At 71.7% G+C, this 15012-nt stretch carries 10 protein-coding genes, 1 tRNA gene and 1 pseudogene; 8 read left to right on the plus strand and 4 right to left on the minus strand.

Translation table 11 applies throughout. The annotated features are described in order from the left end of the window. Window positions 1-116: 116 nt before the first annotated feature. Window positions 117-1364 (minus strand): L-2-hydroxyglutarate oxidase, encoded by a 1248-nt coding sequence (lhgO, locus tag AC07DC_RS09900; protein ID WP_478913572.1) that lies wholly within the window; start codon window positions 1362-1364, stop codon window positions 117-119. A gap of 253 nt (window positions 1365-1617) precedes the next feature. Further along, a complete protein-coding gene (locus tag AC07DC_RS09905; protein ID WP_478913574.1) occupies window positions 1618-3033 on the minus strand; it encodes an MFS transporter in 1416 nt (471 codons plus the stop codon). A 985-nt stretch (window positions 3034-4018) separates the two neighbouring features. On the opposite strand from AC07DC_RS09905, the gene AC07DC_RS09910 reads away from it, so the two are divergent. The 5 genes from AC07DC_RS09910 (at window position 4019) to AC07DC_RS09930 (ending at window position 10842) form a co-directional block, all read left to right on the plus strand. After that, window positions 4019-6310 carry an asparagine synthase-related protein gene (locus AC07DC_RS09910; protein ID WP_478913576.1) on the plus strand — a complete coding sequence of 764 codons (2292 nt, stop codon included), beginning with the start codon at window positions 4019-4021 and terminating at the stop codon, window positions 6308-6310. Between the two features lie 168 nt (window positions 6311-6478). Continuing rightward, window positions 6479-7699, plus strand: a complete 1221-nt coding sequence (locus AC07DC_RS09915) for a DNA polymerase III subunit delta' (RefSeq protein WP_478913578.1) — start codon at window positions 6479-6481, stop codon at window positions 7697-7699. A gap of 195 nt (window positions 7700-7894) precedes the next feature. Next, the gene (locus tag AC07DC_RS09920; protein ID WP_478913580.1) at window positions 7895-8845 is read left to right on the plus strand and encodes a hypothetical protein; all 951 of its coding nucleotides are present in this window, start codon (window positions 7895-7897) and stop codon (window positions 8843-8845) included. A gap of 259 nt (window positions 8846-9104) precedes the next feature. Beyond that, the gene (locus AC07DC_RS09925; protein ID WP_478913582.1) at window positions 9105-10661 is read left to right on the plus strand and encodes an alpha/beta hydrolase; all 1557 of its coding nucleotides are present in this window, start codon (window positions 9105-9107) and stop codon (window positions 10659-10661) included. A gap of 104 nt (window positions 10662-10765) precedes the next feature. Next, window positions 10766-10842: transfer RNA gene (locus AC07DC_RS09930), tRNA-Thr, on the plus strand. 300 nt (window positions 10843-11142) lie between these two features. On the opposite strand, the pseudogene AC07DC_RS09935 reads toward AC07DC_RS09930, so the two are convergent. Together AC07DC_RS09935 and AC07DC_RS09940 are read right to left on the minus strand one after the other, a co-directional pair. Beyond that, window positions 11143-12156 (minus strand): annotated as a pseudogene (locus AC07DC_RS09935) (tyrosine-type recombinase/integrase); the annotation flags it as partial. A 359-nt stretch (window positions 12157-12515) separates the two neighbouring features. Beyond that, window positions 12516-13232: a hypothetical protein gene (locus tag AC07DC_RS09940; RefSeq protein WP_478913583.1), complete on the minus strand. Its 717-nt coding sequence runs from the start codon at window positions 13230-13232 to the stop codon at window positions 12516-12518. A 135-nt stretch (window positions 13233-13367) separates the two neighbouring features. Between AC07DC_RS09940 and AC07DC_RS09945 the strand changes: the two genes are divergently transcribed. The 3 genes from AC07DC_RS09945 to AC07DC_RS09955 all read left to right on the plus strand — a co-directional run bounded on the left by AC07DC_RS09945 (window position 13368) and on the right by AC07DC_RS09955 (window position 14990). Further along, window positions 13368-13601 (plus strand): helix-turn-helix domain-containing protein, encoded by a 234-nt coding sequence (locus AC07DC_RS09945; protein ID WP_478913585.1) that lies wholly within the window; start codon window positions 13368-13370, stop codon window positions 13599-13601. A 749-nt stretch (window positions 13602-14350) separates the two neighbouring features. After that, window positions 14351-14614 carry a GntR family transcriptional regulator gene (locus AC07DC_RS09950; RefSeq protein WP_478913587.1) on the plus strand — a complete coding sequence of 88 codons (264 nt, stop codon included), beginning with the start codon at window positions 14351-14353 and terminating at the stop codon, window positions 14612-14614. A gap of 82 nt (window positions 14615-14696) precedes the next feature. Further along, a complete protein-coding gene (locus tag AC07DC_RS09955) occupies window positions 14697-14990 on the plus strand; it encodes a hypothetical protein (protein ID WP_478913589.1) in 294 nt (97 codons plus the stop codon). Window positions 14991-15012: the final 22 nt, after the last annotated feature.

Consider the following 15012-nt stretch of genomic DNA (forward strand, 5'->3'; position numbering starts at 1 on the left):
GGGGCTAATTCTACGGGCGGCCGGAAGCGCCCCGGCCCGGTCCGCGGTAGGGGCGGGCGTAAGCCCCCGGCCCGGCCCGGTCCGCGGCGCCCGTTGCGCAGCCGGTGGCGCCCCGGTTACGCCGCCTGCAGGGTGGCCAGTGCCGACAGCGCCCGGCGGGCCACTTCGCGGCCGATCGGGAGGGATGCCGTCGCCGCCGGTGAGGGCGCGTTGAGGACGTGGACGAAGGGGCCGGAGCCGCCGAAGAGGAAGTCGTCGACCAGGGTGCCGTCACGGAGCACCGCCTGGGCGCGGACGCCGGACGGCGCCGGTATCAGGTCGGACGGCCGGAGCGCGGGCAGCAGACGCTGCGCGGCGGCGGTGAAGGCGCGCTTGGACAGCGAGCGGTGGATCTCGCCGATCTCGTACCGCCAGTGCCGGCGGGCGATCCGCCACGTGCCGGGGTAGCCGGCGACCTCCGCCAGGTCCCGGGCGCGGAACGTACGGCGGCGGTAGCCCTCGCGGGCCATCGCCGGGACCGCGTTCGGGCCGAGGTGGACGCCGCCGTGCACATCGCGGGTGAGGTGGACGCCGAGGAAGGGGAAGGCCGGGTCGGGGACCGGGTAGACCAGGCCGCGGACGAGACCGGTACGGGACGGCTTCAGCTCGTAGTACTCGCCGCGGAAGGGGACGATGCGCATCCCTGGCTCGTCGCCCGCGAGGCGGGCCACCCGGTCGCAGTGCAGGCCCGCGCAGTTCACGAGGGTCTTGGTGCGGATCTCGCCGGTGGTGGACTCGACGACGATCCCGGCGCCGTCGGGCCCGGAGCCCCGGGTGCGGGTGATCGAGCGGACCTCGGCGCCGTACTGGATCCTGGCGCCCGCGTCGGTGGCGAGCCGGGCCATCGTCGCGGCCACCGCGCCGAAGTCGCAGATGCCGGTGGAGCCGACATGGATGGCGGCCAGGCCGGCCGCATTCGGTTCGTACTCCTGGATCTGGGCGGGCCCCAGCTCCCGCACCGAGATGCCGTGCTCCCGGCCGCGCTGGACCAGGGCATGCAGCCGCGGCAGCTCGTCCCGCTCCGTCGCGACGATGAGCTTGCCGGTGATCTCGTGCGCGATGTCGTGCTCGGCGCAGAACTTCGCCATCTCGGCGGAGCCCTGCAGTGCGTAGCGCGCCTTGAGCGAGCCCGGGGGGTAATAGATCCCGCTGTGGATCACCCCGCTGTTGCGGCCGGTCTGGTGCCGGGCGGGGCCCGGCTCCTTCTCCAGGACCGTCACCCGCGTGCCCGGCGCGGCCCGGGTGAGCGCGTAGGCCGTGGAGAGGCCGACGATGCCCGCCCCGATGACGACGACATCCTTCACCTCATCGGCGTACGGTCCCATGCCACCTCCCCGGCTCCCGAGCTCCTGGCCGGACGGCCAGTCGCCCCATCATGGGCCCCCATCATGAGTCCCCTTCATGAAGCCCCCGCCATGAGGTCCTCGTCCTGAGGACATCCCCATCATGAACTGGCCCACTGACAATCGTCGCAAACCCTTGTGGGACAAGGTGTGTGGCCCGTGGACGCACTCCGTGGACCGCACACGCGGCCCACCACCGGTTCTGCGGCCACGACCCGACCGGCCGGGGCGGGCACTACGCGGGCGCCGCCAGCAGCGGCCGTGCGCGTTCCCTCAGCTCGGCGACGCGCGGCTCGTTGCCGTACGGCTCCAGCCGGTGCAGCAGGTCACGGACGTACTCCGTGGTGCGCGCCGACGAGATGCGGCCGGCGACCTCGACGGCCTTGGTCCCCGCGGCGCAGGCGGCGTCCAGGTTCCCGGACTCGAGCTCGGCGACGGCGGACACGACGAGGCGCAGCCCGTGCGAGCGGACGTACTCCTCCGTGGGCCGGGCCAGCGCCTGCTCGGTGAAGCGCTGCACCTGGCGGGGTACCCGCAGGTCGCGGTAGCACTCGGCGGCGTCGGCGGCGAGCCGGTCGTAGGAGTAGAAGCCGAGCCAGGCCGGATCGGCGTCGCCGTCCCGGGAGCGCTCCAGCCAGGATTCGGCCGCCGCCAGGGACGTGGCGCACGCGGCGGCTTCGCCGGCCTTGGCATGCGCCCGGGCCTCGACGAGCTGGAAGAAGCTCATCGTGCGGGCGGTGGCCAGGCCCCGGTTGCGTTCCAGGGCGGCCTGGGCGAGATCGACGCCCTCGTCGGCGAAGTTCCGGTACGTGGCCTGCAGGGACATCGACGCCAGGACGTAGCCGCCCAGGGGGACGTCGGCCGCCGCGCGGGCCAGCCGCAGGGCCTGGATGTAGTAGCGCTGCGCGGCCTCCTGCTGGCCGGTGTCGAAGGCCATCCACCCGGCGAGCCGGGTGAGTTCCGCGGTGGCGCCGAAGAGCGAGCGGCCGACCTCGTCGCTGTACGAGCCGAGCAGCAGCGGCGCCGCCTCGACCCGCAGGCATTCGGGGACCATGCCGGAGCGCCAGTCGCCGCCGCCGTACTTCGAGTCCCAGCGGCGGGCGTCGTCCGCGGCCTCGCGCAGCTTCGCCACGTCCGAGTGCCCGACGTGGGCGGTGCCGGGAGCGGGGGCGTCGCGTGCCACCAGGGCGTCGGCCGGGGTGATCAGCCAGCGCGAGGCGGGTGTCACGTACGCGCTGACCGCGAAGGAGCCCGCCAGGCTCTGCCAGATGCCGGCTCCGCCGGGGCCGCGGCGGCCCGCCAGGTCGAGACGCCACAGGTCGGTGGCGGACTTCACCGCCTCGCCGACGTCACGCGGGAAGGCGAGCCCGACCTCGGGCGCCGGGTCGGCGTCCGCGAGCCCGATCTCGTGCAGCGGGACAGGGCGGCCGAGCTTGCTGCCTATCGCCGCGGCGATGAGGTGAGGTGCGGCACCCTGCGGCACCATGCCCTTGCTGACCCAGCGGGCCACCGAGGTCTTGTCGTAGCGAAGGGTCAGGCCCCGTTGCGCGCCCAGGTCGTTGACCCGGCGGGCGAGGCCCGCGTTGCTGATGGCGGCCAGGGCGAGAAGGGTGCCGAGCTTTTCGTTCGGCCCGCGATGTTCCTTGTTCACTGCGGTTCACCTCGCGATGCCGCTGGGGGCAGGCCGGACGGCCTGGTCATTGCCTGGGGGGTCGGCGGGAACCGGAGCGGGGGGCGGCGGAAGCTGCCTCCCGGGAGAGCACAGCATGGCCACTCCTCGTCGGACGCACCGGCCGTACCGGGCGCACCGGGCGCGACGGCCGTTCCCGGCAAGCCGGTCGGGCCGGGCGGGCGGGTCGCTCGGGTCGGGCCGGATGAGCCTGGGGCATCGGGTAAGCCGGGAAGGTCGGACGCGCCGGAAGTGCCGGACGGGGCGGTCCGTCCGGACACACGAGGGCCGCGCACGTGGACCACGCCCTGCCACCCCCTCGACACAAAGAACGGCCGCCCCAGCCCCTCTTGTAGAGGCTGTGATGTCTGTGGAGCCCGATTCGGCCAATGTCGCGGACAAACCGGGCCCCGAGATGCCGGGGCGTTCGCTACTCGGGTACACCCAGCGTAGTTCGCCGCATCCCGACCGTTAAGAGGGCTGTCCCGGATGGCGAGATTGCAGCCCCCAAAAAGTGCCCGTGCTCCCGGTATATGTGGCTGTGCGCCCGCCCGTGCGCTCTGTGCGGCCCTGATCAGGAGCGCTTCCATGGACTGGTGGGTCGGCCCGTGGCCTCGACAAGCGGCAATGGCAAGAGACGGCGGGCCAGGGGGCTCCGCCGCCACAATCCCCGCGGGCGGCGGACCGGTCCGGGAGGCGTGCGGACGCCTCCCGGACTGTTGCTTTTATGCGGCTTATGTTCGCTATATGAGCCCGCTCGACCACGCATCCGGCAACCGGCATATCAACTCCGGCATGTGCCAGCCACTTTGGCGTGAAACCGACGTTTGGCTTCGCGCGGACGACCCGGCGCTCCTCCCTGCGCCCATGCGCCTCCTTGTGCGCCGTGCCATGGCAGCATGTTCCTCAGGCGGAGCGGCATTTCGCATGCCGCACAGCCAGTGGTCCACAGCCTGTGGAGGCGGCGATGCGGTGGTTGGTGGGGTGGAGCAGTGCCGCCGCGGGGTCACTCCCGGGTACTGCGGCCCGTACGGTCCTCCCGGTTGGCGCCCAACTCCTGTGGGGCGACCCGGATCCGCTGTGGGCGGTCGGTGACTGGCGGCCGGACGAAGTCCGCGTGATCCACGCCGACCCCGCCGGCGCTTCCTTCCCTCGCGGCAGCACGTATTCCGGTTCGGGATCCGGCTCGGGATCCGGTTCCGGCGCGGCCTACGGAAACAACGGCTACGGCGGCAGCCGCGGCGGCAGCAACGGCTACCGCGGCACCAACGGCTACGGCGACAGCAACGGCAGTACCTACGGCGGCGGTCACGGCAGCGGCTACGGCAGCAGTCACCCCGCCATCGCCCGGGTCGCCATCCTCGGACGCTGCCACGCGAGCGACGCCGAGCTGCGCGTCGGCCTCTTCGCCGCCCGCGGCGGCGCCCTGCGCCACCTCACCGCATGGCCCGGCAGCTACACCGCCGTCCTCCAACTCGGCCGCCGCATCACGATCCTGGGCGATCTCGCCGGCGCCCGCCCGGTCTTCCACACGCGTTGGGCGGGCGGTACGGCCTTCGCGACGGCCGCCCTCCCGCTCGCGGACCTCACCGAGGCGGGGCTGGACGTCACCCACCTCGCCGCCACCCTCGCCTGCCCGGACTCGCCCGAGGCCCTCGGCGACGGGACGCCGTACATCGGCGTGCGGCGGGTGCCGCCGGGCCACGCCCTCATCCTGCGCGACGGCGTCCCCGAGATCAGCGGCTACGAGGCGACCGCGTCGCTCGCCGTCGGCAACCAGACGTCCGCCTCCGACACCGAAGCGGCGATCACCGGGGTCCGCGACGCCCTCGTCGACGCCGTACGGGCCCGGCTCGCCCAGCCGCGCTTCATCCCCGAGCCCGGCGAGTCCCCGTCCCCCGGCATCGGCGCGGACCTGTCCGGAGGCAGCGCCTCCGCCACCCTCGCGCTGCTCGCCGCCGGACTGCCCGGTATGCCCGGCACCCCGCTCGGACACGGTTCCTCGGCCGGGCAGCGGCTGCTGGCCGTCACCTTCAACGATCTGGCGGGCGGCGGAGTGCAGTCCCGCGACGCCGAACTCGAACGGGCCAGGGCCATGGCCGCCGACCCCCGGCTGCACCATGTGGTGGTGCCCGGCGGCGTCGAGGCGCTGCCGTACGCCGAACTCGCCGCGGGCCCGCTCACCGACGAGCCCGGACCGTCCCTCATCACCGCGGAACGCCACCGCCGCCGGCTCGCCGCGGGCGGCGCCGACCACCTCGTGGGGCACGGCGCCCGCCAGGTCCTCGACGCCCACCCGGCACGCCTCGCCGACCTGCTCCTGGACCGGCACCGCCGGCACCTGCTGCGTCCGGTGGCCGCGCTCGCCACGGCGGACGGCCCGACCGGCCGCTCCGTCCTCGTCCCCTTCACCGTCTACCGCGCCGCCCGGCGGCTGGCCCGTACGTCCTACCAGCAGGGTGTGCAGGACGCCGCGGCCCGGCTGTTGCGGCGCGACTTCGGGTACGGCTCCGGCTCGTCCGCGGGTTCCGGCAACGGCTTCGGTCCCGGCTCGGGCTCCGGCGACACCGGGCCGGGCGCCGCACTCAACGCCTCCCTCGCCGCACTGGCCTGGGTGCGGCCGGGCCCGGCCGCACGCTGGCTGACGGGCGAGGCCCTCGCCGAAGTATCGGTTCGCCTCCAGGAGGCGGCGGCCCGGCCGGGACCGGTGGAACGCCCCGGCGACCGGCGCGCGCGAGCCGCGCTGGCCCGGCACGCCGCCGACCACCGCGTCTTCGAGCAGGCCGTCGAGGTGCGCAGCCAGCGGCTGCACGCCCCCTTCCTCGACAACCAGGTCGTCCGCGCCTGCCGGGCCCTGCCCGAGGCGCTGCGGGTGCAGCCCGGGGCCCGGGTCTCGGTGCTGCGGGCCGTCCTGGCCGGCTCCGGGATCCGGGAGCTGCCGCCGGGCTGGGGCGCCAACTCCCATGTCTCGACCGCCGCCGCGTTCCGCACCGGGCTGCGATCGTCGGTCGACGACCTCATCGACCTGTTCGACACCCCGCTGCTCGCCGACGCGGGGCTCGTCGAGGCCCGCGTCGTCCGCCAGGCCCTGCGGGCCGCCGCAGACGGCGAGGCGCTCCCGCTGGACGGGCTCGGCGAGATCGTCGCGACGGAGGTCTGGCTGCGCCGGCTGCTGGCCCGGCGCGGATCCTGCTGGACGGGGGCGGACGCGCCGGAGCAGCGCGCTGTGGCGGGCGGGGTGCGCCGGCTCACGATGTGAGGCGATTCGTCGCCGGTGCGGCTTGCCGGTTCGACTTGTCAGCGCGACTTGTCAGTGCGATGCCCGACAATGGTGTCCTCAGGAGAAGCAGCCCTGGTGGATGGACGGCATCGCCTGTGCCGGCGGTCATCCTGATGGCAATCGAACGGCAACCGCAGAGGACTCGTAATGGCGGTGTGGGACGACCTGGTCGGCCAGGACGCGGTGACGGCGCAGCTGTCCGCGGCCGCGCGGGATGCCGACGCCCTGGTGACGGCCGTCTCGGCGGGCGCGAAGGGCGCAGCACTGCCGACCGCGTCCAAGATGACCCACGCCTGGCTGTTCACCGGCCCTCCCGGCTCCGGCCGTTCCACCGCGGCCCGCGCCTTCGCGGCGGCGCTGCAGTGCACGAGCCCGGACCGGGCGCTGGGTGGGGTGCCGGGCTGCGGGTTCTGCGACGGCTGTCACACGACGCTGATCGGGACGCACGCGGATGTCGAGATCGTCCGGACGGATCTGCTGTCGATCGGCGTGAAGGACACCCGTGACCTGGTGCGGCGGGCGGCCATGTCGCCGGCGGGCGGCCGGTGGCAGGTGATCGTCCTGGAGGACGCCGACCGCCTCACCGAAGGTGCGGGGAACGTGCTCCTGAAGGCGGTCGAGGAGCCCGCGCCCCGGACCGTCTGGCTGCTGTGCGCTCCCTCGGTCGAGGACGCGCTGCCGACCATCCGCTCCCGGTGCCGGCTGCTGAGTCTGCGGACGCCGTCCGTGGAAGCGGTCGCCGACGTCCTGGTGCGGCGGGACGGGATCGATCCCGAGCTGGCCGCGACGGTCGCCAGGGCGACGCAGGGCCACATCGGCCGGGCCCGCCGGCTCGCCACCGACGAGCAGGCGCGGGCGCGGCGGGCGACCGTGCTGCGGGTGCCGCTCCGGGTGGACGACGTCGGCGGGTGCCTGAAGGCCGCGCAGGAGTTGGTCGACGCGGCCTCGGACGACGCCAAGCAGGTCGCGGTGGACGTGGACGGCAAGGAGACCGAGGAACTGCGGGCCGCGCTCGGGGCGTCGGCGGGAGCCGGCAGCCGGATGCCGCGCGGCACGGCGGGCGCCATGAAGGACCTGGCGGACCGCCAGAAGCGCAGATCGACCCGTACCCAGCGCGACACGCTCGACCTGGCCCTCATCGACCTGGCCGGCTTCTACCGGGACGTGCTCGCGGTGCAGGTCGGCTCGAAGGTCGGCATCGCGAACGTCGAGGCGCGCGACGCGATCGAGCGCATCGCGGCCTCGTCCCGCCCGGAGAACTCGCTGCGCCGTATCGAGTCGATCCTGGCCTGCCGGCAGGCGCTGGAGCGGAACGTCGCGCCGCTGCTGGCGGTGGAGGCGATGACGCTGTCGCTGCGGGCGGGCTGAGGGGGAGCCCGCCCTCTTTGCGACTCTCCCGGCCGCTGTCGCACGTGTCGTGCCGCTCTCCCCTTGGTGCCTTTGGGTGATCAAGGGCCGGGGCCCGTAACGCCGACCGCCCACCCGGCGCGCCGCGTTGCAGGCTGCAGAGAGTGCCGCCGGAGCCCACCCGGAGGCCGCAGTCGTCCCGAGGTGGTCCGTACCGTGGCTGATGCCGTCCTGTTCACTCTCCTGTTCTTCGCCACCGCCGCCGCCGTGGCGCTCGTGCGTTCCGCGCTGCGCTACTGGTGGTCGGAACGGTCCGGCCGCGTCTACGAGCTGGCGCAGGACCGTACCGGTACGGCGCTGCGCGCCGCCGCCGCGGGCGTGGCCGTGCTGGCGGTGGTCGCCGTCGCCGTACCGCTGCTGTCGCAGCGAAGCGGCGGGGACAGGGTGACGGTGGCCGCCCCCACACCGGCGGACCTCCATGTGCCCGCGCCTCCCCGGGCGCCCGCCCGCGCGGCCGCGCCGCCCGCCGCCGCATCCGCGGCGCCCCGTACGATCTCCCGTCCGGCGGGCGGTGTCCTGCAGGAGCTCGCCGACGGCACGCGCGTCTGGACGCCGGCGCAGTACGCGTACCCGCGCTCCGCGAAGGTGTCCTTTCCCGTGGTGGTCGTCCAGCTCCCGGCCGACGACCAGGAGCTCTACGCGGGCTTCGCCGCCCAGGTCAAGCGCGGTCTGGCCGATCCGTTCCTGCTGGTGATCGCGCGTGGCTGCGGCACGGCCGGTCCCGATCTCGATGCCGTCACCCGCCACTACCGCGCCCTGACCGCCCGTTCGGCCCGCGCGATCCTGGGCGTCGGTGCCCGCGCGGCGTGCGCCGTCCGCGAGGCGTTCGCGCACCCCGACCGCTACCGCGCGGTCGCCGGGATCTCCGGTGCGTACGAGGGCGTCGCCGTCCCGTCCCCCTCCCCGGCGGGCCGGCGCCCCGCGCTCCTCCTCGCCGCCGGCGCCCGCGAGCGCGCCGCCCGCGAGTCGGCCCTCAAATTCCGCACCGCGCTGCGCCCGCGAGCCGACGAGGTACGCGTCATCGACGGAGTGAGCGGCCGACGTGAACTCTTCGCCCGCGTCGCCGGCTACCTCACGGAGAAGGTCGACGGCCCGAAACACCTGTAGCGACGGGCGGCACACCAGGGCGGACGACCAGCCACCCGGTCGCGGATGAGCGGATGACCAGCCACCCGGTCACGGATGACCAAGCACCTGATCACGGATGACTTGGCACCCGTTTCAGGGATGACCAGGCACCCGGTCCGGGCACTCGATCGGCCCACAAACAGCCGACAAATAGCCCATAAGTGGGCGGCGAAGACGACTCCCACCCCGCCGGGACGGATACGCTCCCCCTCACCCGACGGGAGGACCCGAGCCGCCGATGTACTCCAAAAGCCCGCTCCGTATCCCTGCCATCGCCCTCGTGGTGGCGGGCCTGCTCCTCTCCGGATGCAGCAGCGGGGGCAAGGGCCACAGCGCCGCCGCCTCCACCACCGCCAGCTCGCTCGGCCCGCTCCCGTCGGGCACCGCCGCCGACCTGGCGCCGTACTACGGGCAGAAGCTGAACTGGCACTCCTGCGGTGTCCCCGGTTTTGAGTGCGCGACGATGAAGGCGCCGCTGGACTACGCGCACCCGGTCGCGGCCGACGATCTCAAGCTCGCCGTCGCCCGCAAGAAGGCCGCGGGTCCCGGCTCACGTCTCGGCTCGCTCCTGGTCAATCCCGGCGGTCCCGGCGGCTCCGCCATCGACTATCTGCAGTACGCGGCGCTCGGTTACCCCGCGCCGGTCACCTCCCGCTACGACATGGCCGCCATCGACCCGCGCGGCGTCGCCCGCAGCGAGCCCGTCGAGTGCCTCACCGACGCGCAGATGGACGCCTTCACGGCCGTCGACTCGACCCCGGACGACGCGGCCGAGACCGGCAAGCTCGTCACCGCCGACACCGGCTTCGCGGCCGGCTGCGCGAAGCGCTCCGCCAAGCTCCTCGCACATGTCTCCACGGTCGAGTCGGCCCGTGACATGGACGTCCTGCGGGCCCTGCTCGGCGACGACAAGCTCACCTACGTCGGCAAGTCCTACGGCACCTTCCTCGGCGCCACCTACGCCGGGCTCTTCCCGCAGCGCGTCGGCCGGCTCGTCCTCGACGGCGCGATGGACCCCTCCGTCTCCGCCCTCGACAGCAGCCGCACCCAGGCCGGCGGCTTCGAGACCGCCTTCACCGCGTTCGCGAAGGACTGCGTCACGCACACCGACTGCCCCCTCGGTACCAAGAGCGCCGACGACGCCGGCCACCGCCTCGACGACCTCTTCCGCGGCCTCGACGCCAAACCCCTCCCCACCGACCAGGCCCGCCCCCTCACCGAGGCGCTCGGCACCACCGGTGTGATCTCCGCCATGTACGACGAGGGCTCGTGGCCGACGCTGCGCGCCGCCCTGACCAAGGCCCAGCAGGGCGACGGCGCCGGCCTCCTGAAGCTCTCCGACGAGTACTACGAGCGCGACAGCAGCGGCAAGTACTCGAACCTCATGTACGCCAACGCCGCCGTCAACTGCCTCGACCTGCCCCCGGCGCTCTCCTCCCCGGCCGACGTCGCGCGCGCCCTCCCGTCCTTCCGCTCCACCTCCCCGCACTTCGGCACGGGCCTCGCCTGGGCCAGCCTGATCTGCGGTTACTGGACGGTCCCGGCCACCGGAAAACCCCAGCGCATCGAAGCCAAGGGCGCGGCCCCGATCCTCGTCGTCGGCACCATCCGCGACCCCGCCACCCCGTACTCCTGGGCCGTCTCCCTCGCCTCCCAGCTCTCCTCGGGCCACCTCCTCACCTACAACGGCGACGGCCACACCGCCTACGGCCGAGGCTCCGACTGCATCGACACCTCCGTGAACCTCTACCTTCTGGAGGGCACCACCCCGCCCAAGAACAAAAAGTGCGACTGACCCGCTGACCTGCATTTCCTCCCGATCCACCCCTGCACGGAGCACCCCCAACAACCCTGTAGACTTGGCGCCGCTGCTCCCGCCACACTGGCCGAGCGCAGCATGCCGCCTTAGCTCAGTTGGCCAGAGCAACGCACTCGTAATGCGTAGGTCTCGGGTTCGAATCCCGAAGGCGGCCCCAAGAAGGCCCAGGTCCCGAGTCCGTGACCTGGGCCTTTTGCGTTTCTCTGGTCCTTGGGGGCGGGAACGCGATGATCTCCGCCTCGGCCTGCGTGCCCATTGCGTGCCCATCCGGCCCGATGGAAGCCTCGGCGGGCGGCATCGGGGGGACCGGGTCGGGCGCCTTAACGGGCTGGCGCGCGGCACCGCGGGGCACCATGGTTGCCGTTGCCTCGGCAGCCTTGGCGGCGGCCTTGGGCATCACCGACTGATAGATGTCCCGGGTGATGCGGCTGTCACTGTGGCCGAGGGTCTCGGACACGATCTTGACGTCGACCTCGGCGGCCAGCATGAGCGAGGCCGCGACGTGCCGCAGATCGTGCAGCCTGATGGGCGGCAGGCCGCTCAGCTCGACGAGGCGCTCGAAGTACTCGGACAGCCAAGCCGGGTGCAGCCAGGACCCGTCTTCCTGCGTGAAGAGCCGGCCCGTGTCCTGCCATGCCTCACCCCACTTGATGCGCTCGGCATCCTGGGCGGCCTCATGAGCGTCGAGTACCTCGTCGGTGTACTCGTCGAGGGTGATCGTCCGCTCGCCGCTGTCCGTCTTCGGCGCGCTCTCGACGACGTCCCAACCGTCCTGCACGAGTTGCGTCGCGACGGTGAGCGAGTGCTGTTGGCGGTTGCGGTCGATGCGTCGGACGCCGCACGCCTCGCCTCGCCGCAGTCCGCGGAAGGTGATCACGTGGAACAGCCCGTACAGCCGATCGTCGGCGGTGAAGTCGAGGAAGTACCCGGCCTGTTCCGGCGTCCACACCATGACCGGGGAAGGCTTCTCGCCCGTCCTGAGCCATTCCGCAACCCGCTCGTCGGTCCACACGAGGGCCTTGGGCCGCTTCGCGGCTGCAAGCTCCACGTACGACGCCGCGTTGAAGGTGATGAGCCCCTTAGCGATGGCGTTGTTCAGCGCCGCACGCAGCGTCGAGCGGACGTGCTGCTGCGTTGAGGGACCGGTGACACGTCGGAATGACGGCATCGCCTCGATGGTCTCCTTCATCGCCTTCCGGCGACGTCGGTTCTCCTCCCCCTTCCACGGGATGGCCTTCAACTCGTCCAGCGCCGTGCGCCGCATCAGGTTGTCGTCGATGATCTCGACGTTCGCCTCGGCGATGCCCTCGAACATTGCGTCGAGGTGCGGAACGGTGAGGCGGTCCAGACGGATGTTTCCAATGCGGGGCCGGAGGTGGCAGCGGATATCGACCTCGTACCGGTCGGCGCCGCTCTTGCGCAGCCCCTTCTTTCCGCCGAGCCACAGGTCGAGCCATTCGGCGACGGACATATGCGCGGTGAGCGACTGGCCGGTGTTGAACTTGCGCTTCGTCTCGTCGTAGTCCGGGATGTCTTCCTTGCTCGATGCGACCGATTCGAGCAGGTCGCCGAGACGGGTCCGCCCGTCCGGGTCGTCCTTGTCGGCGATGCCGAGCAGGGTGCGCACCTTGTCGAGGTCGGCCTGCGCGTCCGTCTTGGTGGCGTATCCGGCGCGACGGAACAGGCGGCGGCGTTCGTCCTCTCCAACCGGCAGTTCCTGCCTGATGGCGTAGACGCCGTGGCGCTTCTGGGAGAGCTTCGGGCAGGCGCCGCCGAGGGACTTCTGCGTCTCGGGGTGTCGGCAGAAACACCGCTTAGAAATGCTGCCGTTCACGCTGGGTCTCTTTCTGTAGATACCGCGTCCGGGTTGGTGAGCATGTCCAGTCCCCGCATGTCGGCGACCCAGTCGGGCCGCAAAGTAGGGACGGTGAGCCCTGCGCGGGTCATGTCGTTGATGACGTGCGCGAGGTCATCGAGGCGTTCGAGGTAGTCCCGCTGCGTCTCGGCCGCGCGCTCCTTGTCCACCGAGGGGCCGGCGTTGGCGTTCTCGATACGCCGGTGGGCCTTGAGGGCTGCGTGCCGGCGGCGCTCGAACTCGGGGTAGAGACTGGCCGTGTAGGCGGCGGAGCCCCATGCCGCAGCCCATTTGGGGCCGCCCTCACCGATCGGTCGGGGGTCGGCGTGGTGGCGTCCGTCGATCGGGCCGGCGAGCGTCGGTGTCTCCTCGCCGGTGACCCACTTCCACACTGTGTAGGGATCGCGCGCGTCGGCCGCGGGCACGGTCGGCACGGTTTGCTCGGTGCCCAGCGGAAGCATGAGGAGCAACGGCGGTACGGCGAGGGCGATGCCGAGCACGAGCAGCTCGTCGACGGTCACCTCGCGCCGGCGCTTCCCGTCTTTCCTGCGTCCCGTCTCAATGTTCGTGATCGCGGCGTAGGTCAGCTCTGAGGCACCCAATCGGGCGCACTCCTCGGCGAGCTGCTCGCGGTTGAGGCCAAGGCGCATGCGATGCCGGCGCACCTCGTCGGCAACCGTGTCACTGGCCATACGTTGACTGTGCATATCGACACGCTATCAGTTCGCATTGCGCAGTGTTAGCTCATGCCGGTAGATTCCTTGATCCAAGGTGTCGTATCGCACGGATAGGAGTGCAGATCGGCACGTACTCAGGGGGTTGGAACGATGGCGGCAGACGTACAGGGCATGACCCACAAGGAACTAGAGGCACTCCCGGTGAGCTTCCCGCTGGAGGTCGCCAACCGCGCGCTATGGCTTGGGCGCACAACCGCCTACGACATGGCGAAGCGTGGCGACTACCCGGTGCGAGTGCTGCGCCTCGGACGGCAGTACCGCGTGACGCGGTACGACCTGCTGCGGTACCTCGGCCTCGACTCGCAGGCGGACGAGAGCGATTGACCCAACCGCCGGCCCCGCAACGTGCGCAGGGTTGTGGGGGCCGGCGGTCCAGTGATTTCTAAGGGCGCCCGGGGGTCCTGATGACGTCCGTAGAAAGCGGGCCGGGGGTGAGGTGGGTCGCACAGTCGGGACAGGCGTATTCCGTCCAGCCTGGACCGCTTGGGGCCGCAACGTGGCGCACAGGGATCGGAGCGACGGTCCGCCTACCGCAACGACAGCAACGGGCGGCGGTCATGTGGCGGACGCGATCCGGGCGTCGTAATCGATGCCGATCGTTGCGAGGACCGCGGCTGTTCTACGCTCCCGTTGCTGTGCCCGCTCGTGTCCTTCGTGTGCGACGAGGTAGGGGCGGATGAAGGCAACGTCTTCGGCGACGAGCGGACGGGACCGTTCCTGAACGTGCCTGGGAAGCGGGTGCGCTTCCATGGGTCGCGGTGCAAGGCTGACCTCAGGCGCTGATGCCGCACGAGAGCTGAGATACGCAGCAGAGTGTCGTCCGGGTGCGGACCTGTGGAAGCGGAGCAGCAGGGGGGCGCTGAGCAGCAGCCATAGCAGTAGGTAGGGGTGGGCGATAAAGTCGCTCATGTCGTCAGCTCCAGCTAGCTGGTGGCGTGCCCCGGTGGCCGGTCCTAAGCGGTCGCCGGGGCTTCTTGTGTTCCGACGGTAGCCAACTTGTCTAGCCTCGTCTACCTACGTATGTAGACGATTGCTGACGCTTGTGGATGTGGCTGGTTGTCTACCCTCGGAGCATGGAAGCGAGCGAGATTGATCACGAGTCGGCGACCCCGGTGTATCGCCAAATTGCCGCGATCTTGATCGCTGAGATCGAGCGCGGAGTGCTGCCGGTGGGCCGGCGCATCCATTCGGAAGCGACGTTGGTCCAACGCTTCGGGGTCGCGCGAGACACCGCCCGAAACGCTGTGCGCTACCTGCGCGACGAGGGGTACGTACACACCGTTCCGCAACGAGGTTCATTCGTCGTGGATCGGACGGAGGCCGCCGGGGAGGGGTAGGCAGGCTTCGCCTGCGCGGATCGTTCAACTGTTCGATAGCGACTGTTGGATGTGGGAAGGTGGGGGCGACGGATCGCACCTGGTGCGCAAGATCGCGACTGGTTCGACGATGGGAAACGTGGACTACAACATCAGCGCCGAGGAAGAGGCCCTAGCCTTCCGCCTTGCGGAGCTAGTCGACGCTGGCACGCAGCCCACTGTCGCCGAGCTAGCGGAAGAACTAGGCGATGACGTGGCGGCTCAGCTCGGCTCACTCTCGGTCAAGGAGTGGATCAATCTCGCGCCTGACGAAGCAGGCGCGCTGCGCGTCTGCGACCTCTCCCCGGTTGCGTGGCTTGCGGTTCGCGCGCGCCGTGACATTGGCGACGGCGGCTGAGCGCATGCTGAATGCAGCATCT

Source organism: Streptomyces sp. NPDC045021 (assembly GCF_056432645.1).